At 68.5% G+C, this 20971-nt stretch carries 19 protein-coding genes; 14 read left to right on the top strand and 5 right to left on the bottom strand.

What is annotated here, in order from left to right:
• The first annotated feature begins 61 nt into the window (after window positions 1–61).
• Both ABE485_RS00470 and ABE485_RS00465 read left to right on the top strand, forming a co-directional pair.
• Window positions 62–997 carry a 2-hydroxyacid dehydrogenase gene (locus ABE485_RS00470; protein WP_346512689.1) on the top strand — a complete coding sequence of 312 codons (936 nt, stop codon included), beginning with the start codon at window positions 62–64 and terminating at the stop codon, window positions 995–997.
• 478 nt (window positions 998–1475) lie between these two features.
• Window positions 1476–2309 (top strand): AraC family transcriptional regulator, encoded by an 834-nt coding sequence (locus ABE485_RS00465; RefSeq protein WP_346512687.1) that lies wholly within the window; start codon window positions 1476–1478, stop codon window positions 2307–2309.
• 12 nt (window positions 2310–2321) lie between these two features.
• On the opposite strand, the gene ABE485_RS00460 is transcribed toward ABE485_RS00465, so the two are convergent.
• Window positions 2322–3218 carry a LysR family transcriptional regulator gene (locus ABE485_RS00460; RefSeq protein ID WP_346512685.1) on the bottom strand — a complete coding sequence of 299 codons (897 nt, stop codon included), beginning with the start codon at window positions 3216–3218 and terminating at the stop codon, window positions 2322–2324.
• 159 nt (window positions 3219–3377) lie between these two features.
• Between ABE485_RS00460 and ABE485_RS00455 the strand changes: the two genes are divergently transcribed.
• The 3 genes from ABE485_RS00455 to ABE485_RS00445 all read left to right on the top strand — a co-directional run bounded on the left by ABE485_RS00455 (window position 3378) and on the right by ABE485_RS00445 (window position 8272).
• Window positions 3378–4358 (top strand): Bug family tripartite tricarboxylate transporter substrate binding protein, encoded by a 981-nt coding sequence (locus tag ABE485_RS00455; protein ID WP_346512684.1) that lies wholly within the window; start codon window positions 3378–3380, stop codon window positions 4356–4358.
• A 139-nt stretch (window positions 4359–4497) separates the two neighbouring features.
• Window positions 4498–6561 (top strand): hydantoinase/oxoprolinase family protein, encoded by a 2064-nt coding sequence (locus tag ABE485_RS00450; protein ID WP_346512683.1) that lies wholly within the window; start codon window positions 4498–4500, stop codon window positions 6559–6561.
• Complete coding sequence (locus ABE485_RS00445; protein ID WP_346512682.1) at window positions 6548–8272, top strand: hydantoinase B/oxoprolinase family protein; 1725 nt, start codon at window positions 6548–6550, stop codon at window positions 8270–8272. Before ABE485_RS00450 ends, ABE485_RS00445 begins: the two co-directional genes overlap by 14 nt.
• Window positions 8273–8288: 16 nt before the next feature.
• Here ABE485_RS00445 and ABE485_RS00440 read toward each other — a convergent pair whose 3' ends face one another.
• Window positions 8289–9092 carry a GntR family transcriptional regulator gene (locus ABE485_RS00440; RefSeq protein WP_346512681.1) on the bottom strand — a complete coding sequence of 268 codons (804 nt, stop codon included), beginning with the start codon at window positions 9090–9092 and terminating at the stop codon, window positions 8289–8291.
• A gap of 182 nt (window positions 9093–9274) precedes the next feature.
• Between ABE485_RS00440 and ABE485_RS00435 the strand changes: the two genes are divergently transcribed.
• From ABE485_RS00435 to ABE485_RS00395, 9 genes are read left to right on the top strand one after another with little or no spacing between them, the layout of a single operon-like run.
• On the top strand, window positions 9275–10306 hold the full coding sequence (locus tag ABE485_RS00435; RefSeq protein WP_346512680.1) for an ABC transporter substrate-binding protein: 1032 nt from the start codon (window positions 9275–9277) through the stop codon (window positions 10304–10306).
• Between the two features lie 47 nt (window positions 10307–10353).
• Entirely contained in the window at window positions 10354–11421 is a 1068-nt protein-coding gene (locus ABE485_RS00430) for an ABC transporter ATP-binding protein (protein ID WP_346512679.1), read from the top strand.
• A complete protein-coding gene (locus tag ABE485_RS00425) occupies window positions 11418–12284 on the top strand; it encodes an ABC transporter permease (protein ID WP_346512678.1) in 867 nt (288 codons plus the stop codon). The genes ABE485_RS00430 and ABE485_RS00425 overlap by 4 nt, the downstream gene beginning before the upstream one ends.
• Before the next feature lies 1 nt (window position 12285).
• Window positions 12286–13086: an ABC transporter permease gene (locus ABE485_RS00420; RefSeq protein WP_346512677.1), complete on the top strand. Its 801-nt coding sequence runs from the start codon at window positions 12286–12288 to the stop codon at window positions 13084–13086.
• Window positions 13086–14243 (top strand): NAD(P)/FAD-dependent oxidoreductase, encoded by a 1158-nt coding sequence (locus ABE485_RS00415; protein WP_346512676.1) that lies wholly within the window; start codon window positions 13086–13088, stop codon window positions 14241–14243. Before ABE485_RS00420 ends, ABE485_RS00415 begins: the two co-directional genes overlap by 1 nt.
• Window positions 14227–14535, top strand: a complete 309-nt coding sequence (locus tag ABE485_RS00410; RefSeq protein ID WP_346512675.1) for a (2Fe-2S)-binding protein — start codon at window positions 14227–14229, stop codon at window positions 14533–14535. The genes ABE485_RS00415 and ABE485_RS00410 overlap by 17 nt, the downstream gene beginning before the upstream one ends.
• Window positions 14532–15974: an NAD(P)/FAD-dependent oxidoreductase gene (locus ABE485_RS00405; RefSeq protein WP_346512673.1), complete on the top strand. Its 1443-nt coding sequence runs from the start codon at window positions 14532–14534 to the stop codon at window positions 15972–15974. Before ABE485_RS00410 ends, ABE485_RS00405 begins: the two co-directional genes overlap by 4 nt.
• A gap of 12 nt (window positions 15975–15986) precedes the next feature.
• Complete coding sequence (locus tag ABE485_RS00400) at window positions 15987–17150, top strand: NAD(P)/FAD-dependent oxidoreductase (protein WP_346512672.1); 1164 nt, start codon at window positions 15987–15989, stop codon at window positions 17148–17150.
• Window positions 17147–17533 carry a RidA family protein gene (locus ABE485_RS00395; protein WP_346512671.1) on the top strand — a complete coding sequence of 129 codons (387 nt, stop codon included), beginning with the start codon at window positions 17147–17149 and terminating at the stop codon, window positions 17531–17533. Before ABE485_RS00400 ends, ABE485_RS00395 begins: the two co-directional genes overlap by 4 nt.
• On the opposite strand, the gene ABE485_RS00390 is transcribed toward ABE485_RS00395, so the two are convergent.
• The 3 genes from ABE485_RS00390 to ABE485_RS00380 form a co-directional block, all read right to left on the bottom strand.
• Window positions 17508–18788 carry an amidohydrolase family protein gene (locus tag ABE485_RS00390; RefSeq protein WP_346512669.1) on the bottom strand — a complete coding sequence of 427 codons (1281 nt, stop codon included), beginning with the start codon at window positions 18786–18788 and terminating at the stop codon, window positions 17508–17510. The genes ABE485_RS00395 and ABE485_RS00390 overlap by 26 nt on opposite strands.
• Before the next feature lie 147 nt (window positions 18789–18935).
• Window positions 18936–19886: an ABC transporter permease gene (locus ABE485_RS00385; RefSeq protein ID WP_346512667.1), complete on the bottom strand. Its 951-nt coding sequence runs from the start codon at window positions 19884–19886 to the stop codon at window positions 18936–18938.
• 10 nt (window positions 19887–19896) lie between these two features.
• A complete protein-coding gene (locus ABE485_RS00380) occupies window positions 19897–20970 on the bottom strand; it encodes an ABC transporter permease (protein WP_346512666.1) in 1074 nt (357 codons plus the stop codon).
• Between the last annotated feature and the right edge of the window lies 1 nt (window position 20971).

Below are 20971 nucleotides of genomic sequence, written 5' to 3'. Positions count from 1 at the left end.
CGCAGACGCGCCGCGCGCGGCACCGCAGGGCGCGCGCGCCCGCAGACAGGAAAGAACCAGCATGCGCCTCATCATCAATTCCGGCGGCCCGCAGGCCATAGACGAATGGCGCACGCAGTTCCGCGTCTTTGCGCCGGAACTGGACGTCGTGGGCTGGCAGGAAGACGTGGACCCCGCCAGCGTCGACTACGCGCTGGTCTGGGCGCCCGACGCCGGCCGCCTGGCCACCTTCCCCAACCTGAAGCTCATCATCAGCGCCGGCGCCGGCGTGGACCACATCCTGGCCGACCCGGCACTGCCCCGCCACCTGCCCATCGCGCGCATGGTCACCGCCCGCACGCAGACCGAGATGGCGGAATTCGTGCTCACCAGCGCGCTCATGATCACCCGCGGCGTCAAGCGCATCGTCGACAACCAGTCGCGCCGCTACTGGGAAATTTTCGACTCCCTGCGCGTCGCCGCCGACGTGCGCGTGGGCATCATGGGCCTGGGCCACCTGGGCGTGGCCTCCGCCCAACTCCTGTCGCGCGTCGGCTTTCCCGTCAGCGGCTGGTCCCGCGGCGCCAGCACCCTGCCCGGCATGCCTTCCTACGCCGGCCAGGAACAGTTCGGCGAATTCCTCGCCAACACCGACCTCCTCGTCTGCCTGCTGCCCGCCACCGACTCCACCCGCGGCATCCTCAACCGCGACACGCTCTCGCGCCTGCCCAAGGGCGCCAGCCTGATCAACGCCGGCCGCGGTTCGCACATGGTCACCCGGGACATCCTGGACGCGCTCGACAGCGGCCAACTGGACCAGGCCATCCTCGACGTCTTCGAACAGGAACCGCTGCCCCCCGAATCCCCCCTCTGGTCCCACCCCGGCATCATCATCACCCCCCACTGCGCCGCCATCCCCGACCGCAAGGAACGCGCCCGCCACACCGCTCTGCTGATCTCGGCGAACGAACGGGGCGAATCCCTGCCGAACATCTACGACCCACAGCGCGGCTACTGAGCTAAGGCTGAAGGCAGCGCATGCGCATGGCCCATAGCGACGGCGCCATCGCCTCGACGCAAGGCACTACGTAAGCCCCACAAGGCCGCCTGCGCGGCCGGCCTGGGGCGGGCCCCGCAAGATATTCCTCACTACCCGACCGCTTGCGAGAACGCCAAGCACACTACGCGTCCCTGTGCCGATGAAGGTACAACGGTCCGAGCACGGCGCGGCGGCAGGCGGGGTGGGCGGGGCGTGTAGATGCGCCCGAGGGAATCTGAAGGCAGTCGCCGAAGGCGACAACGAAGATGACGAAGGGGCAGTCCGGAGCGAAGGCTCCGGACCGCAATCGTAGCCCCGCCCACCCCGCCTGCCGCCGCGCCGTGCGCCTCAAGAACGCAAATCGCCGCAAGCACCCCTCACGCCGCCACCGCACACCGTCAAAAAACCGCAAAATCTGCAAACCCCCCAAAGCTACATTGCCCTCCAAGGAGCAAGCATGAAGCCAGCAACGCGATCCCTCTACGCCCAACGCCTGGACCCCGTCCTGCGCTGGCTGGCGTCCCACCCCGACGCCGACCCGGACCTGCACCAGCTCGCCGACCTGGCCTGCCTGTCGCCGTACCACTTCCATCGCGTCTACCGCGCCATGATGGGAGAAACGGTCAACGCCACCGTCCAGCGCATCCGCATGCATCGCGCGGCCGTCGCGCTGGCGGGCACGCAGGCGCCGCTGAAGGACGTTGCGCAACGCGCCGGCTACGAATCCGACGCCGCCTTCAACCGCGCCTTCGGCGCCGTCTTCGGCATCTCCCCGGGCCGGTATCGCGCCGCTCGCTCCCCATCCTCAATCCCCAAGGAGCTCGCCATGTACCCCATCGCCATCGAAAACTTCCCCGGCGCCACGCTGGCCGTCCTGCCCCATCGCGGCAGCTACCAGGACATCGGCCCGGTCTTCTCCCGCGCCTTCATGCTGGCCATCGGCCGGGGCATCGCCGCGCCCGAGACCATCGGATTCGGCGTCTACTTCGACGACCCCGAACAGGTCCCCGAAAACCAGCTGCGTTCCTACGCCGGCATGCCGGTCGCGCCCGACGCCGACCTGGGCGACGAACTGGAGCGCTTCGAAATCCCCGCCGGCCGCTGCGCCATCCTGACGTACACCGGGCCCTACAACGAAATGAAAAAGCCCTACGACTGGATGTTCTCGGAATGGCTGCCCGCCAGCGGCATGGCGCCCGCCGACTTTCCCATGTTCGAGCAGTACCTGAACGACCCGCGCACCACGCCGCCCGCCCAACTGCAGACCCGCATCTGCCTGCCCCTCAGGTAGAAGACCGTCGTCCTACCCCAGCACGCCGGCCAGGTACTGCCGCAGCCAGGCGTGCGCGGGATCGTCCTGGTAGCGTTCGTGCCAGTACAGCGACACCGCGATCGGCGGCAGCGTCAGCGGCACCTTCTGCGTGACGATGCGCGCGCTGCCCGACATCGCCTTCGCGATGCTCACCGGCATCGTCGCGATCAGGTCCGAATCCTGCACGATGAACGGGCACACCAGGTAGCTCGACAGCGTCGCCACGATCTTGCGGCTGCGGTTCTGCCCCATCAGGATGCGGTCGATCGCCGTGCTGAAGTAACGCGTGTGCGCCGCCAGGTCCAGGTGTCCATAGCTGAGGTACGCGTCCAGGTTCCAGCGCTTGCGCAGGCACGGGTGCCCTTCGCGCACAATGCACACCGCCGGCTCCTGGTAAAGGAAGCGCGTGCGCAGGTCCGGCGCGGGGTCGGGAAAGTAGCCCGCGATCAGCTCCACATGATTCGTGTCCAGCATGCTCAAGCCGTGCTGCGGACGCGCCGGCACGATCTGCAGCTGGAAATGCGGCGCGTCCACCGCCAGGCGCGGGATCAGCTTGGGAAGCAGCGTGTACTGCACGTAGTCCGTCGCATAGAGCGACAGCGTGCGCGAGGAATGCGCGGGATCGAAGGCCTCGCGCGTGCGCGTGGCGCGATGCCAGCCCTCGAGCAGCGGCTTGAAGTGCTGATGCAGCTCCAGCGCGCGCAGCGTAGGCTGCCAGGCCCCGCCGTCGCGCACCAGCAGCGGATCGCCGAACAGCTGGCGCAGGCGGTTCATCGCCGCGCTCATCGCCGGCTGGCTGATGTTCAGCGCCTCGGCGGCGCGCGACACATTGCGGCACGCCATCAAGGCATCGAAATGCAGAAGCAGGTTCAGGTCCGGATTCTTCATGGCCGCACGCCCATAAATGGCATTTATACAAATATAAACCTGTAGGACTGCTGTCATTTCGGCGGCGGGCCTAGGATGACCTTGTTGTTGCAGCGAACCAAGGTTGGACACGCATGATCCAGCCACAAGGAAGTTCTATCAACAAGGGGAAACCAAGCCATGAAAACAGGGCTTATACGCAGTTGCTGTCGCATTGCCGCCGGCGTCGCGCTATTCGCGGCCGCAGGATCCGCCAGCGCCGCCTGGCCGGATAAAGTGATCCGCATCGTCGTGCCGTTCGCGGCCGGCGGGTCCACCGACCTGGTGGCGCGCAAGATCGCCGAAGGGCTGGGCCAACGCCTGGGCGCCAACGTCATCGTCGAGAACCGCCCCGGCGCGGGCGGCACGGTGGGCACCGAATACGTGGCGCGCCAGCCGGCGGACGGCTACACCATCCTGATGGGATCGGTCAGCACGCACGGCAGCGCGCCCTGCGTCTATTCCAAGCTGCCCTACAACGCGGTCAAGGACTTCACGCCGCTGACGGTGGTTGCCACCATTCCCAACGTCATGTCGGTGAACCAGTCGGTTCCCGCCGGCAACCTGCAGGAATTCGTCGCCCTCCTGAAAAAGGAGCCGGAGAAATACTCCTTCGCGTCCAACGGACAGGGCACGTCCAACCACCTTGCCGCGGAGCTCTTCAAGACCACGGCGGGCGTATCGATGGTGCATGTGCCGTACCGGGGCTCGGGTCCCGCGCTCATCGATCTGGTCGGGGGCCAGATCAACATGATGATGGACGTGGTGATGACTTCCTACCCCTACATCAAGGACGGCAAGATCAAGGCGCTGGCCGTGACCTCGCCGCAGCGTTCCGCGCTGCTGCCCGACGTTCCCACCGTGGCCGAGGCGGGCTACCCCGGCTACGAAGCCATGGTCTGGTTCGGCATGCTGGCCCCCGCCGGCATGCCCGAACCGGTCCGCGCAAAGCTGACCGACGGGCTGGTGCAGACCTTGCACGCGCCCGCCATGAAGACCTACCTGGAGCAGCAAGGCGCGCAGGTGTCGGACGTGGCGGGACCGGCCTTCGGCACGATGATCAAAGACGAAATCGACAAGTGGTGCCAGGTCGTGAAGAAGGCCGGCATCCATCTGGATTGACCCCCCCGCGCTGAAAGCGCCGGTCGCGGACGGGAGCCGCGGCGCCGGACCCGCCGCCTTGCGCGGCGGGCGGGAATCCTGTTGCCGCGAGGGGGCCCTCGCGGCAATGCAAGACCCTCATTTTCTGGGAACAAACGATATGTATCGCATAGGGATAGACGTCGGAGGCACGTTTACCGATTTCACGATGATCGACGAGGATGCGGGCGTGGTGCACTTTCACAAGGTGCCCTCCACGCCCCACGATCCCTCGGAGGCCATCGCCACGGGCATCGGCCAGATGCTGGCGGACCATGGCGTCGCGCCGTCGCAGGTCTCGCACGTGGGGCACGGCACCACGGTGGCGACCAACCTCATCATCGAACGCAAAGGCGCGCGCGTCGGCTTGATCACCACGCGCGGATTCCGCGATGTCCTGGAGATCGGCCGGCAGACGCGACCGCATCTGTACGACTACGGCGTGGGCAAGCCGCCCGTGGCCGTGCCGCGGGAATTCCGCGCGGAAGTGGACGAACGCGTCAACGCCGCCGGCGACGTGCTGACCGCGCTGGACGAGGCGCAGGTGCGCGCGGCGGCGCGCCGGTTCGCGCAGGCCGGCATCGAGGCCGTGACGATCTGCTTCCTGCACGCGTACCGCAACCCCGCGCATGAGCGGCGCGCGGCGCAGATCGTGGCCGAGGAAATGCCTGGCGCCTACATCAGCCAGTCGTCCGAGGTGCTGCCCGAATTCCGCGAATATGAACGGCTGTCGACCACCGTGCTCAACGCCGCGGTCGGTCCGAAGATGGCGCGCTACCTGGAACGTTTTCTGCAGCGCGTGCGCGACTTGGACATCGGCCACGAGCCGCACACCATCCATTCCAATGGCGGCCTGATGTCCATCGCCACGGTGCGCCAGTATCCCGTGCGCACCTGCCTGTCGGGTCCGGCCGCGGGCGTGGTCGGGGCCGCCGCGGTGGGGCGCGCCATCGGCAGCCTGAACCTGGTGACGTTCGACGTCGGCGGCACCAGCACCGACGTATCGCTGGTGTGCGACGGGCGTCCGCTGTTCACCTCGCACCGCCACGTCGCCGGCTATCCCGTCAAGACGCCGATGGTCGACATCCACGTCATCGGCGCGGGCGGCGGCAGCATCGCATGGCTGGACGACGCCGGCGCGCTGAAGGTAGGCCCGCACAGCGCGGGCGCCGTGCCCGGCCCCGTGGGCTACGGCCGCGGCGGCCAGGAGCCCACCATCACCGACGCCGAGATCGCGCTGCAGCGGCTCAATCCCGTGGCTTTGCTGAATGGACGCATGCCTGTGTACGCCGATGCGGCGCGCGAGGTCATCGGGCGCCGCGTGGCCGAACCGCTGGGGTTGGACATGGAAGCGGCTGCCGAAGGCATCCTGCGCATCGCCGCCGCCAACATGAGCCGCGCCATCCGCGCCGTGTCCACCGAGCGCGGCTACGACCTGTCGCGCTTCGCGCTGTACGCCTACGGCGGCGCGGGTCCGTTGCACGCGGTGGAAGTGGCCGAGGAATGCGGCATCCCCGTGGTGATCGTGCCGCAGGAGCCGGGCACGATGTGCGCGCGCGGCATCCTGCTCAGCGACATCTCTTTCGACTTCGTGCAGAGCGAGATATCGCTGGCCGGCGACGACACATGGCCCGCCATCTCCGCCATCTTCGAGGGCCTGCGCTCGCAGGCCGAAGGCTGGCTCGACGCCGAAGGAGTGGACCCGGCGCTGCGCGTATGCCGCAGCGCGATCGACGCCCGCTACGAAGGCCAGAACTTCGAAGTGCAGGTCGGCCTGGACGAGACCGGCTCCGGCGGCCATGCGGAGTTCGCCCGCCGCTTTGCCGAGGCCCATGAGCGCGAATACGGCTACACGGTGGATGACCGCAAGGTACAGATCATCAACTGCCGCATGCAGGCGGTGGGCCAGGTAGTGAAGGCGCCGCTGGCGCCGCGCCACATCGGCGGCGCGCTGGATGACGCCAGGCTGGGCCAGCGCAAGGCGTACTTCGGACCGGCGCACGGCTGGCTGGAAACGCCCGTGTACGACCGCGACCGCGTGCCGACCGGCGCGCGCCTGGACGGCCCCGCGCTGCTCGAGGAAATGAGTTCGACCACCGTGGTGGGCGTGGGGCACCTCGCCAGCGTCGACGAGTACGGCAACCTGATCATCCGCCTGCAAGGAGGCTCGCATGAACAAGCCTGACCACATTGAATCCCGCGAGCCCGATGCCGCACCGGTCCTGGCGGACCCGATCGGCATGGAGGTGTTCTGCAACCGCCTCCTGTCGATCACCGAGGACATGAACAACACGCTGGTGCGCGCCTCGTTCTCGACCAACATCAAGGAGCGCAAGGACTGCTCCGTGGCCCTGTTCGACGCCGCCGGGCGGCTGGTGGCGCAAGGCACGCAGATCCCGCTGCACCTGGGCTCGCTGGACGGCGCCATGCGCGCCATCCTGCGGACGTTTCCGGTGGACGGCATCCGCGATGGCGACGTGTTCATCTGCAATGACCCCTACCTGGCCGACGGCAGCCACCTGCCCGACATCAACATCATCACGCCGGTGTTCTGGGACGGCGCGCTGCGCTTCTTCGCGGCCAACATCGCGCACCATTCCGACGTGGGCGGCGCGGTGCCGGGTTCTATCGCAGGCGGCCTGAAGTCGATCTTCGAGGAAGGCATCCGCATACCCGCCTGCCGCATCGCGCGCGGCGGCCAGACCGACGAAGATCTGCTGCGCCTGATCTGCGCCAACACCCGGGACCCCGAAGAGCGTGTCCTGGACCTGCGCGTGCAGATGGCCACCAACCGCCGCGGCGCGGCCGCGGTGCAGGGCCTGATCCGCCAGATGGGCCTGGACGCCGTGCTGCGCTCGGTGGACGACGTGATCGCCTACACGCGCCGTCGCCTGCTGAACCGCATCGCGGAGCTTCGGGCCGGCAGCTACACCTTCCGCAGCGACCTGGACGACGACGGCATGGGCGGCGATCCGGTGCCGATCCAGGTGACGCTCACCGTTAGCGCCGGCAACCTGCATTTCGATTTCGAAGGCTCGGGCAAGCAGGCGCGCGGGGCCATGAACCTGCCGTTCAATGCGCTGCGCGCCTGCGTGTATTACGCCGTCAAGGCGCTGCTCGACCCGGACCTGGCGCCCAACGCCGGCCTGTTCGACCCCATCACCCTGTCGGCGCCCGTGGGCACCATCACCAACCCCGAGCATCCGGCCGCGGTGGGCGCGCGCTCCATTACCGCGCAGAAAGTGGCGGGCGCGATCTTCGGCGCGTTCCGCGGCCTCTTGCCGCCGGAAAAGACGATGGCCTCCAGCAACGACTGCTGCCCCGCCATCGTCTTCTCGGGCCGGTGGCGCGAGCGCGCGGGGCACTTCGTCTACCTGGAAACGCTGGGCGGAGGCGCCGGCGCGCGCTTTGACGCCGACGGCATGGACGCGGTGCACGTGCACATGACCAACACGTCCAACCTGCCGGTCGAGGCGCTGGAGAACGAGTATCCGCTGCTGATGGACGAGTACGCCATGATCCAGGACTCGGGCGGCGCCGGGCGCACGCGCGGCGGCATGGCGATTGCGAAGCAGATCCGGGCCGTGGGGCCGGGCATCGTGTTCTCGGCGCGGTCGGACAGCCACACGGTGGGCGTGGCGGCCGGCGTGGATGGCGGCCGCGACGGGCGGCGCGCGCGGCTGATCCGCAATTTCGGCACGCCGCAGGCGCAGGAGCTGTTCTCCAAGACCGCCAACATCGCGCTGGAGGCGGGAGAGAGCGTGCGCATCGAGACGCCGGGAGGCGGAGGCTACGGCGCGCCGGCGCTGCGGCAGCGGGCGAGAATCGAGCAGGATCTGGCGGACGGCAAGATCAGCGCCCAGGCCGCGCGCGCGGACTATGGCGTGGCCGTGTAGCGGGATGGCGTTCCGTTCAGCTCACGTTGAGCGTCATCGAGTACTTCATCTTGTCGTGCGGGAACGTGGTGATGGTGGCCAGCAGCAGCACGCCGCCGTCGCCGTAATAGCGGCGCGTGATGACAAAGCCCGCCGTGCCGGATTCGACCTGGAGCTGCCTGGCGATCGCCGCGCCGATGGGCGTCGCCGAGAACTCCTGGTTGACCTCCGTGATGCGGTCGCCGAAGTGGTCTTCGATCAGCCGCAGCAGCGAAATCCGCGACTTCACGTCCACCCGGACGTCCGAGTGCGCGGGGTCCGCATAGATGAGCGTGCAGGCGGCGGCGATGTCCGGATCGTCCAGGGTCTTGATGGAGTTGATGTGCAGCCACGGCTGGCCGGGTTCGCAGCCCAGCATTTCCGCAAGGCGCTTGGGGAGCTTGATGGTGCGAACGTCCTGCACCAGCAGGGCCGCGTTGCGCGCGTACTGGAGCAGGTCCGGGAACTGCGAGATGCGCTGCGTGAAGCGCGTGCTGGCGCGCGCGGTCTCCACGCGCGTGCCCACGCCGGGGCGGCGCGACACCACCCCGGCCACGGTGAGCATGCGGATGGCTTCGCGGATGGTGTGGCGGCTGGCGCCGAACTGTTCGCAGAGTTCGTGCTCGGTGGGAAGCAAGGTCATGACGGGATAGCGCCCGGAGCTGATGTCCTGGGAGAGCGTCTGATAAATGCTCTTGTAGCGCGGTCCGCCCGCCGCGCCGGCGGGGGCGGCCGCACCGGGCCGGCCGCGCGCTTCCCGCTCCCCGCCAGGGCTGGCGGCGCGCTCGGAGGATCGGGTCATGGGTTGGCTCCTTGATCGTTTTATAGGGTTTGTACGGACCATAACCGATTGACAAGGCAGTCTTGCTGGATCCATTATTTGTCCGGACATTCATGTACGGACAAATTGTACGGCGGACATGAAGTTGCCGGGCAACATTTCGGGCAGTTCTTGCAGTTCTCTTCCAATATTCGGGGGTTCTCATGAGCAAGGTACTTGCAGTGCTCGCGGCGGCGGCAGTGGCCGCCGGGCTGGGCGCCAATGCGCAAGCGCAGCAGAAACTGGTGGTCGCCGGCTACGGCGGCTCGTTCGAAGACATCATGCGCAAGGACATCTTCCCGCCCTTCGCCAAGCAGCATGGCGTCGAACTCGACTACGTGGCCGGCAACTCCACCAACACGGTGGCGCGCCTGCAGGCGCAAAAGAGCAACCAGCAGATCGACGTGGCCATCATCGACGACGGCCCCATGTACCAGGCCATCGCCCTGGGCTTCTGCGAACCCATCAAGAACCTGCCGGCCGACGACATCTACAGCACCGCCCGCTACAAGGACGACAAGGCGGTCGCCATCGGCATCGTGGCCACCGGCATCATGTACAACAAGAAGGTCTTCGACGAAAAGAAGTGGGCCCCGCCCACCTCGTGGAAAGACCTGAAGGATCCCAAGTACAAGAAGCAGCTCGTCATTCCGCCGCTGAACAACACCTATGGCCTGCACACGCTGGTCGAATACGCCCGCGAAGGCGGCGGCGGCGAAAAGAAGATCGATCCCGGCTTCACGACCTTCAAGAACGAGGTCGGCCCCAACGTGCTGGTCTACGAACCGTCGCCCGGCAAGATGACCGAGCTCTTCTCCAGCGGCCAGGCCACGATCGCGGTCTGGGGCAGCGGCCGCGTCAAGGCGTTTGCCGACACGGGCTTCCCGGTGGGCTTCGTGTATCCGCAGGAAGGCGCCTACGCCCTGCTGTCGTCCGTATGTCCGGTCGCCAAGCCCAATGCAAACCCCAAGGCCCAGGCCTTCGTCGAGTACCTGGTGTCGCCGGAGGTCCAGGAAAAGCTGGCGTCCGCCTATGGCTATGGCCCGGTCAACAAGAAGGCCAAGGTGGCCGATGATCCTCGCGTGCCCCTGCCCATCGGCAAGCGCGCCGCCGATCTCATCGTGATCGACTGGGACACGGTCAACCAGAACCGGGATGACTGGAACAAGCGCTGGACGCGGGAAATCGAGCGCTGACAGCCGGCGGACAACGGGCGGCGCATGCGCCGCCACCGGGAGCATTCATGACCTATCTTGTGCTGGACCGCCTGAGCAAGCGCTACGGCGATACCGTCGCCGTCGAAAACCTGAGCCTGTCGGTCAGGCAGGGCGAGTTCATTTCCCTGCTGGGGCCGTCCGGCTGCGGCAAGACGACCACCCTGCAGATGATCGCGGGGTTCGTCGAGCCCACCGGCGGCAGCATCGTGCTCAATGGCAAGGACGTCAGCAAAGTGCCCGCCAACAAGCGCGGGCTGGGCATGGTGTTCCAGAACTACGCGCTGTTCCCCCACATGACCGCGGCCGAGAACGTGTCCTTCGGCCTGGAAATGCAGCGCGTGAAAAAGGACGAACGCGAGGCCCGCGTGGCCGAAGCGCTCAAGCTCGTGGGCCTGTCGCATCTGGCCGACCGCCATCCCGCGCGCATGTCCGGCGGACAGCAGCAGCGCGTGGCGCTGGCGCGCGCGCTGGTCATCCGGCCCAGCGTGCTGCTGCTGGACGAACCGCTGTCCAATCTTGACGCGAAGCTGCGCGAAGAGATGCAGCTAGAACTGCGCAGCATCCAGCGCACGGTGGGCACCACCACCATCCTGGTCACGCACGACCAGTCCGAGGCGCTGGCGCTGTCGGACCGGATCGTCGTGATGAACCAGGGCCGCGTGGAACAGGTGGCCGAACCCTTCGCCGCGTACGAGGGGCCGGCCAGCCACTTCGTGGGCGGATTCCTCGGCAAGGCAAACGTGTTCACCCCGCAGGCCGAACAATTCGAAGGCGAAACGCGCGCGCGCATCGGCGAGGCGCACGTCGCCATGGAAGGCGCGCCCGTGCCGCAGGGCGCGGTCATCGTGCGGCCCGAGAAGATCCTGTTCTCAGGCCCCGCGGCCTGTGCCCTGCCCGGCCGCATGAAGACGCGCGTGTTCCAGGGCAACCACTGGCTCTGCCAGGTGGAGACCTCGGTCGGGGAAGTCATGGTGATCCGCCAGAACGACGGCGTGCCGGTGCCCGCGGAGGGCGAAGCCGTGCATCTGCGCTGGCGCGCGCAGGACATGTGCGCCGTCGCCCCGGGCGGCGCATCGCAAGGCGGCCCCGCATGAGCGCGCGCACCAATCCCTGGGTGCTGAGCGCGCCGGCGCTGGCGGTGTACGCCACCTTCCTGGTGGTGCCGATGGCGCTGGTGGTCCTGATCAGCTTCTTCGACTTCCAGTTTTACGGCGGCATGCAGGCCACCTTCACCTGGAAGAACTACGTCGAGATCTTCTCCGACGGCTATTACTACGAAATCTACGCGCGCACCTTCGGCGTGGCGGCGGCCGTCACGCTGGCCTGCCTGGTGCTGGGCACCGCCGAAGCCTACGTGCTGTCGCGCATGGCCAATCCCTGGAAGGGGCTGTTCCTGATGGTCGTGCTGGGGCCGCTGCTGATATCCGTGGTGGTGCGCACGCTGGGCTGGGCGCTGCTGTTCGGATCCACCGGGCTCATCAACAAGGCGCTGATGGGAATCGGGCTGATCTCCACGCCCATCGACCTGATGTACAGCAACCTGGGCGTGGCCATCGCGCTGACGCACGTGCTGGTGCCGTTCATGGTGATCTCGGTGTGGGCGTCGCTGCAGCGGATCAACCCGTCCACCGAGGCGGCCGCCCTGTCGCTGGGCGCCAGCCAGTTCACCGTGATCCGCCGCGTCATCGTGCCGCAGGTGATGCCGGGCATCCTGTCCGGCGCCATCATGGTGTTCGCGATGGCGGCCAGTTCGTTCGCCACGCCGGCCATCATCGGCGGGCGCCGCCTGAAAAACGTGGCCACGGCCGCCTACGACGAATTCCTGAATACCCTGAACTGGCCCCTGGGCGCGGCCCTGGCGGTGGTGCTGCTGGTGGCGACCGTGGTCGTGCTGCTGTCGGCCAACCGCATCATCGAGCGCCGCTACGGCGCCGTGTTCAACCAGGCCGGAGGCTGACATGCAATTCCGCAACGGCCCCATCGGCCTGCTGTTCCACACGCTGTTCATCCTCTTCATCCTGGCGCCCATCGTCATGGTGTGCGCGGTGGCTTTCACGTCCGAAGGCTTCATCTCGCTGCCTTCGGGCGGGCTGTCGCTGCGCTGGTTCCGCGCCATCCTGGACAACCCGCGCTTCGTCGAGGCGTTCTGGTTCAGCCTCGGCCTGGGCGCGCTGTCGGCCACGCTGGCGATCGGCCTGGCGGTGCCCGGCGCGCTGGCGATCGCACGCAACCGGTTCCGCGGCCGCGAGGCCCTGGTGGCGTTCTTTCTGTCGCCGCTGATGATTCCGCACGTGGTGCTGGGCCTGGCCTTCCTGAAGTTCTTCACGACCGTGGACCTGGCGGGCACGTACTTCGGCCTGGTGGTGGCGCACGTGATCCTGATCATGCCTTATGCCCTGCGCCTGGTGCTGGCGTCCGCCACCGGCATCGACCCCGCGCTGGAACGCGCCGCGCAGTCGCTGGGCGCTTCCAACTGGACGGCGTTTCGCCGCGTGGTGCTGCCGTTGCTGCTGCCGGGCGTGGTGAGCGGCTGGGTGATCGCGTTCATCACCAGCTTCGACGAGCTGACGATGTCGATCTTCATCGCCTCGCCGTCCACGACCACGTTGCCGGTGCGCATCTTCCTGCACATCGAGGACACCATCGACCCGCTGGTGACGGCCGTGTCGGCGGTGCTGATCTACGTGACGATCATCGCCATATTCATCCTGGACCGCGTGGTCGGCCTGGAAAAGCTGTTTGTAGGAAAGGGACGCTAATGACGGACGAGAGAGAACTGGCGCCGCGCGCGCCCGTGCACCGCGGCATCTACGATGCGGCGGTGATCGGGGGCGGGCTGGTCGGCTCGGCGGTGGCCTACGGGCTGCGGCGCGAACTGGACCACGTGGCCGTGCTGGACGAGGGCGACGTGGCCTTTCGCGCATCGCGCGGCAACTTCGGGCTGGTGTGGGTGCAGAGCAAGGGCATGGGCCTGCCGCGCTACGGCGTGTGGACCATGACCTCGGCCACCGGCTGGCCGAAGCTTGCGGCGCAACTGCTGGAAGAGACCGGGGTGGATGTGCACCTGGAGCAGCGCGGGGGGCTGCATGCGCTGCTGAGCGACGAAGAGGTCGAAGCGCGGACGCGGTTCATGACGACGCTGCTGGCGCAGCCTGGCATGGCGCAATACGAATGGAAGATGCTGGACCGCGCCGAAGTCGCGGACCTGGTGCCGGGCATCGGCCCCGAGGTGCGCGGCGCGACGTGGACGCCGGTGGACGGCATTGCCAACCCCCTGAAGCTGCTGCGCGCGCTGCACACGAGTTTTGCACAGCGGGTTGTGGATTACCTGCCGCGCCGTCCGGCGCAGGGCATCCGGCAGCGCGACGGCGTGTTCGAGATCGCCACGCCAGGCGGCGTCGTGCGCGCGCGCAAGGTCGTGCTCGCGTCGGGGCTGTCCAACAATGAACTCGGCCAGCAGGTCGGCCTGGACGTGCCGGTGCGGCCGCAGCGCGGCCAGATCGTGGTGCTGGAGCGCACGCGCCGCATGCTGGAGACGCCGCTGTCCACCCTGCGCCAGACGGACGAGGGAACCTGGCTGATCGGCGATTCCCAGGAAGAGGCGGGCTATGTGGACAACCAGGTGGGCCTGCCCATCCTGGGCACCCTGGCCGACCGCGCCGTGCGTACGCTGCCCGCCCTGCGCGAAGTCCGCGTGGTGCGCAGCTGGGCGGCGCTGCGCGTCATGTCGCGGGACGGCTTCCCCATCTATCAGCAATCCGAAACGTGCCCGGGGGCGTTCGTCGCCACCTGTCACAGCGGCGTGACGCTGGCCGCCGCGCACGCGCTCAACCTGGCGCCCATGATCGCCGCCGGCAGCCTTGCCGACGACATGGCGCCCTTCTCGACCCGGAGGTTCCATGTTCAAGCGGCTTGACGAGGCGCAGCGGCAGGCGCAGGGCGCGCCGGTGCGGGTGACGGTCAATGGCACCGAACTGCAGTGCCGGCAGGGCGACAGCGTGGCCGCCGCCCTTCTCGCGGGTGGCGTGCAGGCCTGCCGCGACACGGCGGTCAACGAGGTGCCGCGCGGGCCGTATTGCATGATGGGCGTCTGCTATGACTGCCTGGTCACCATCGACGGGCAAGCGAACCAGCAGGGCTGCATGACGGCCGTGCGGGAAGGAATGAAGATCGAGCGCCAGGTCGGCGCGCGCAAGGTGCAGGCATGATCGACACGATGCAATGCGATTTGCTGGTGGTGGGCGCCGGACCGGCCGGCCTGGCGGCCGCGACCCTGGCCGCGAACCTGGGCGTGGACACCGTGCTGCTGGACGAGCAGCCCGCGCCGGGCGGACAGATCTACCGCGCCATCACCACCACGCCCGTCACCGACCGCGGCATTCTCGGCGACGACTACTGGCATGGCGCGACGCTCGTGCCGCCGTTCCAGCAATCGGGCGCGCGCTACGTGCCGGGCGCGACGGTGTGGGCGGTGGCCCAGCGCACGGCGCCCCAGCCTTCGGAAGGCTTCGAGGTCGCGTATTCGGTGGCGGGCGAAGCCCGCATCCTGCACGCGCGCCGCCTGCTGCTGGCCACCGGCGCGCAGGAACGGCCGTTTCCCATTCCGGGCTGGACCCTGCCGGGCGTCATCACGGCGGGGGCCGGGCAGATCCTGCTGAAGTCCTCCGGCGTGGTGCCCGCCGACCGCACGGTGCTGGCCGGCAGCGGCCCGCTCCTGTACCTGGTGGCGTGGCAATACCTGAACGCCGGCGTGAAGATCGATGCGCTGCTGGAAACCACGCCGCCCGGGCGCATGGGCCAGGCGCTGTCCAAGGTCTGGGGCTTCCTGCGGTCACCGTACCTGGGCAAGGGCCTGAAGTTGCTGCGCGCCGTCAAGGCGGCGGTGCCCATCGTGAAGGGCGTGACGGCGCTGGAAGCGCTGGGCGAGGGCAAGCTGCAGAGCGTGCGCTACACCGCAGGCGGCGTGACCAAGACCCTGCCCGCGGACCAGCTCATGCTGCATCAGGGCGTGGTGCCCAACGTGAACCTGTCGCGCGCGGTGGGGGTGGAGCACCGCTGGAACGAGGCGCTGGACTGCTGGGAACCGCAGGTCGACGAATGGGGCGTCACGTCGGTGGATGGCATCGGCATGGCCGGGGACGGCGCCGGGATTGCCGGCGCGCTGGCGGCCGAGCACCGGGGCCGGCTGGCGGCATTGCAGGCCGCGCACCTGCTGGGCCGCATCGATGCCCGCAAACGCGACAGCGAGGCCGCTGCGCCGCGCGAGGCACTGGCCAGGGCCGTGCGGGGCCGCGACTTCTTCGACGCGCTCTACAAGGCGCCAGAGGCCTTCCGGCGCCCCACCGGCGACACCATCGTCTGTCGCTGCGAGGAAGTGACGGCGGCGCAGGTGCGCGAAACCGTCAAGCTGGGCTGCAGTGGTCCGAATCAGATGAAGGCGTTCCTGCGCTGCGGGATGGGCCCGTGCCAGGGCCGATTCTGCGGCCTGACGGTGTCCGAGATCATCGCCGAAGAGCGTGGCGTGCCGACGCAGGAGGTCGGCTACTACCGGCTGCGCTTCCCGACCAAGCCGCTGACGCTCGGGGAACTGGCTTCGCTGCCCCAGACCGACGAATCGCGGCAGGCCGTCGTCCGCCTGAAAAAGTGACGGAAGGCAACCATGACCGTTCAATCGCGGGCGGCTGAGGTCATCATCATCGGCGGCGGGCTGCACGGCAGTTCCGCGGCGCTGCATCTGGCGCGCGCGGGCGTGCGCGCCCTGGTGATCGAGAAGAACTACGTGGGCCGCCACGCGTCCGGCGTGAACGCGGGCGGCGTGCGCACCTTGTCGCGGCACCTGGCCGAGGTGCCGCTCGCGCTGGCTTCGCGCGAACTCTGGTACCGCATCGGCGATCTGGTGGACGACGACTGCGGGTTCGAGCAGCACGGGCAGGTGCGCGTGGCCGAGAATGCGGCGGACGCCGACGCGTTGCGCGCGCGGCTCAAGACCATGACCGACCACGGCTACACGCACGAACAGTGGATAAGCCGCGAGGACCTGCTGGATCTGATTCCGGCCATCGCGCCGACGATCCACGGCGGACTGATCGCGCGCGAGGACGCGGCCGCGGACCCCTATCGCACCACCCTCGCCTTTCGCATGAAAGCCGCCAGCCTGGGCGCGCGCTTCCTGGAGGGCGTGCGCGTGCACGGCGTGACGCGCCAGGACGGCCAATGGCGCGTGGACACGGACTCGGGCGTCTACACCGCGCCGCAGGTGCTGAACTGCGCGGGCGCCTGGGCCGACCGCATCGCGGCCCAATGGGGCGAGCCGGTGCCCTTGCTGGCCATCAGTCCGATGATGCTGGTGACCTTGCGCATGGACCACTTCCTGGATCCCGTGGTGCTCGGCACCGGACGGGCGCTGTCGTTCAAGCAGCGCGCCAACGGCACCGTGCTGATCGGCGGCGGACGGCGGGCCTGGGTGGACCGGGACGCCGAATGGACCGAGCTGGATTTCCGTTCGCTGGCCGAAGGGGCGCGCACGGTCTGCGACCTGTTCCCCCACATGCGCGACGCGGTCGTGAACCGCGGCTGGGCGGGGATAGAGGCGGCCATGCCCGACGAGATTCCCGTGATCGGCCGCAGCAGCCGCCACGAAACAGCCTTCCATGCCTTCGGCTTTTCCGCCCACGGGTTCGAGCTGGGGCCGATCGTGGGCCGCATCATGGCCGACCTGATCACGAGCGGTGCGACGGACCTGCCGATCGCGCCGTTCCGGATAGAACGTTTCTCGGACGCCGCGCAGGCGTCCACCCCATCCGCAAAGGAGCAAGACGAATGAACGATATCGTGCGCAAGGATTCCAACCAGCGCCTTTCCCGCATCGTGATCCATGGCGACACGGTGTACGTGGCGGGCGTGACCTCGACGGCGGCGGGCGGCATCGCCGCGCAGACGCGCGACGTGCTGGCCAAGATCGACGGCTATCTGGCGCAGGCGGGCACCGACAAGTCGCGGCTGTTGTCCGTGCAGATCTGGCTCAAGGACATCGACCGCGACTTCGCCGGCATGAACGGCGTGTGGGCCGAATGGGCGCTGCCGGACGCGATGCCCACCCGCGCCACGTGCGAGGCCAAGCTGGCCGCGCCGGAGCTGCTGGTGGAGATCATCGTGACGGCCGCGAAGCGGCCGGGGTACGTCAGCGGGCCGGTGTCTGAAAGCTGACCTGGCCGGGGCGGCCGGGCAGATTCAGCGTTGCGGTGGCGGGCGGCGTGGTCGCCACCACCTGGCCGGCGCGCAGCACCATCAGGCGCGTGGCGCGCAGGCGCAGCGCCTCGACCGGATCGCGCGCCTGCAGCAGCACCAGGTCGGCGCGCTTGCCCACCGCCAGCCCGGTTTCATCCAGGCCCAGGATCTTTGCGGGCGTGGTGGTGACGGCCTCGAAACAGGCGCGCATGGCGTCCTGGCCCGTCATCTGGCCCACGTGCAGGCCCATGTGCGCCACTTCCAGCATGTCGCCCGAACCCAGGCTGTACCAGGGATCCATCACGCAGTCGTGGCCGAAGGCCACGGGCACGCCCGCCGCCATCAGCTCGGGCACGCGCGTCATGCCGCGGCGCTTGGGATAGGTGTCGTGGCGGCCCTGCAGCGTGATGTTGATCAGCGGATTCGCGATCGCGGACACGCCGGCTTCGCGGATCAGGGGGATCAGCTTGGACACGTAGTAGTTGTCCATCGAATGCATCGACGTCAGGTGTGAACCCGTCACGCGGCCCTGCAGTCCCAGGCGCTGCGTGTGGTAGGCCAGCGTCTCGATGTGGCGCGACAGGGGATCATCGCTTTCGTCGCAGTGCATGTCCACGCGCAGGCCGCGTTCGGCCGCCAGTTCGCACAGGATGCGGACGGATTCGGCGCCATCCTGCATGGTGCGCTCGAAATGCGGAATCCCGCCCACCACGTCCACGCCCATGTCGAGGGCGCGCTTCAGGTTGTCCAGGGCGCCGGGGGCGCGCAGCACGCCGTCCTGCGGGAAGGCAACGAGCTGCAGGTCCAGGTACGGCTTGACCTTCTCGCGCACGTGCAGCAGCGCTTCGGTGGCTAGCAGGCGCGGATCGCACACATCCACATGAGAGCGGATGGCCAGCAGGCCCCGCGCCACGGCCCAGTCGCAATAGGCCAGCGCGCGTTCCACCAGCGCTTCCTGCGTCAGCAGCGGCTTCAATTCGCCCCAGAGCGCGATGCCTTCGAGCAGCGTGCCCGACTGGTTCACGCGCGGCAGCCCGAAGGACAGCGTGGAGTCCATGTGGAAGTGCGCGTCGACGAAAGGCGACGTCACCAGCTGGCCTGCGGCGTCCACCGTCTGCGCGGCCTCGGCCTTCAGCGCGGGTTCCAGGGCGGCGATGCGGCCTTGCGCCACGCCGATGTCGATGTTCTTGCGGCCGTCGGGCAGCGTGCAGTTCTTAAGAATCAGGTCGAACATGCGATTTCCTTGCGAAAAGTTCTAGTTGCTGCATCCCCGCCGCGATGCATGAGTCGGCGCCGCCTCATCGGGGTCGCACGGAGCCGGCTTTGCCGGTCCGTCGCGACGCCCCTTGGGGGGAAGCGCGCAGCGCTTCGGGGGGGCCATTCACCTCTCGCCTTTGCGATACGGTTTCATCAGGGCCTGCGGGTAGGCGGCGCGGCGCGCCATGAACACCAAGGCCAGGATGGACAGGATATACGGCAGCATCAGGTACACCTGATACGGCAGTTCGGGCAGGCCAGGCAGCGCCGCGCCGCCCTGCTGCAGGCGCAGCTGCAGCGCGTCGAAGAAGGCGAAGATCAGTGCACCCAGCAGCGCCTTGCCGGGCCGCCACGACGCGAACACCACCAGCGCCACGCACACCCAGCCGCGGCCGTTGACCATGTTGAAGAAGAACGCATTGAACGCGGCCAGCGTGAGGAAGCTGCCGGCCACGCCCATCAGCGCCGATCCGGCCACGATAGCGCCGATGCGCAGGCGCGTCACCGACAGGCCCTGTCCTTCCGCCGCGGCGGGATTCTCGCCCACCATGCGGATCGCCAGCCCGACCGGCGTGCGGTTCAGCACCCAGGCCAGGATCGGCACGGCCGCCAGCGCGATCAGGGTCATGGGCGTCTGGCCCGCCAGCACGGGCCCGATGAGCGGTATGCCGGCCAGGAACTTCATCTCGGCGAACGGCGTGATGGTGGGCGGCGTGTTCACGCTGGGGAACGTCACCCGATAGGCGAAATAGCTCAGGCTGGTGGCCAGCAGGGTCACCCCCAGGCCCGAGACGTGCTGCGACAGGCCCAGGGGCACCGTCAGCACGGCGTGCAGCAGGCCGAACACGGCGCCCGCCAGCGCCGCCGCCAGCACGCCCACATACAGCGGCGCGCCCAGGTACACCACCAGCCAGCCGGTGAACGCCCCGGCCACCAAGATGCCTTCGATGCCCAGGTTCAGCACGCCGGCGCGCTCGCACAGCAGCACGCCCAGCGTGCCCAGTATCAGCGGCGTGGCCAGGCGCAGCACGGCCACCCAGAAGGCCGAGGAACTCATCAGATCCATCCATTCCATGGCGTGCTCCTCAAGCCCGGTTGCGGCGCAGGCGGTACTGCGCAAATAGCGTCGCGACCAGCATGGCAAGCAACGAGGTGGCGACGATGACGTCGGCGATATAGTTCGGCACGGCGATGGCGCGGCTCATGCTGTCCGCGCCCACGAGCATGCCGGCCACGAAGATGCTGGCCAGGATCACGCCCAGCGGATGCAGCCCGGCCAGCATGGCGACCACCACGCCCGTGTAGCCGTAGCCGGGCGACATGTCGAGCGTGACGTAGCTGCTGCGGCCCGCCACTTCGATGGCCCCGGCCAGGCCCGCCAGCGCGCCGGACAGCATGGCGGTGCCCAGCATCACGCGGTTCACCGGCAGGCCCAGGAAGCGCGAGGCATGGGCATTGGCGCCCACCGCGCGCATCTGGAAGCCGAACACCGTGTAGCGGTTGAGCAGCCACAGGCCCAGCGCCAGGCCCGCGGCCCAGAGCAGGCCGGTGTGGGCGCGGGTGCGCTCGATCAGCTTGCCCAGTTCCAGGTCGCCGTTGAGCGCCACGGACTGCGGCCAGCCCATCGCCATGGGGTCCTTCATCGGGCCGTCCAGCATCATGGACACGAACAGCAGGACGATGAAGTTGCCCAGCAGCGTGGTCACGACTTCGTCGACGCCCAGGCGCGTTTTCAGGATGGCGGGGATCAGCAGCAGCAAGGCGCCGGCCAGCGCGGCCGCCAGCATCATGCCGGCGAACAGCACGGGCACCGGCAGGTCAAAGCCGGTGCCGCCGTGCAGGCCGCCCACGGCCACGGCCGCCAGCGCGCCCAGGTAGAGCTGGCCCTCGGCGCCGATGTTGTAGAACCGGGCGCGGAACGCCACGGCGCAGGCCAGGCCCGTCAGCATCAGCGGCGTGGCGCGGGTCAGGGTCTCGGAAAGCGCGAACCGCGTCCCGAAGGCGCCTTCGAACAGCAGCGCGTAGGTGCGTCCCACGGGGGCGCCGGCCCAGGCCACCAGCAGGGTGCAGACCGCCAGGGTGAAGAGGATGGCCGCGATGGGAGCCAGAGCCAGCGCCAGGCGGCTGGGCTCGGGGCGGCGTTCCAGGATCAGTTTCATG

This window comes from Achromobacter spanius (assembly GCF_039673305.1).
In the GTDB taxonomy this organism is placed as follows: Bacteria; Pseudomonadota; Gammaproteobacteria; order Burkholderiales; family Burkholderiaceae_B; genus Achromobacter; species Achromobacter spanius_F.
The sequence above is the reverse complement of the archived record's forward strand: the minus strand, read 5'-3'. Positions and strand labels throughout refer to the sequence as shown.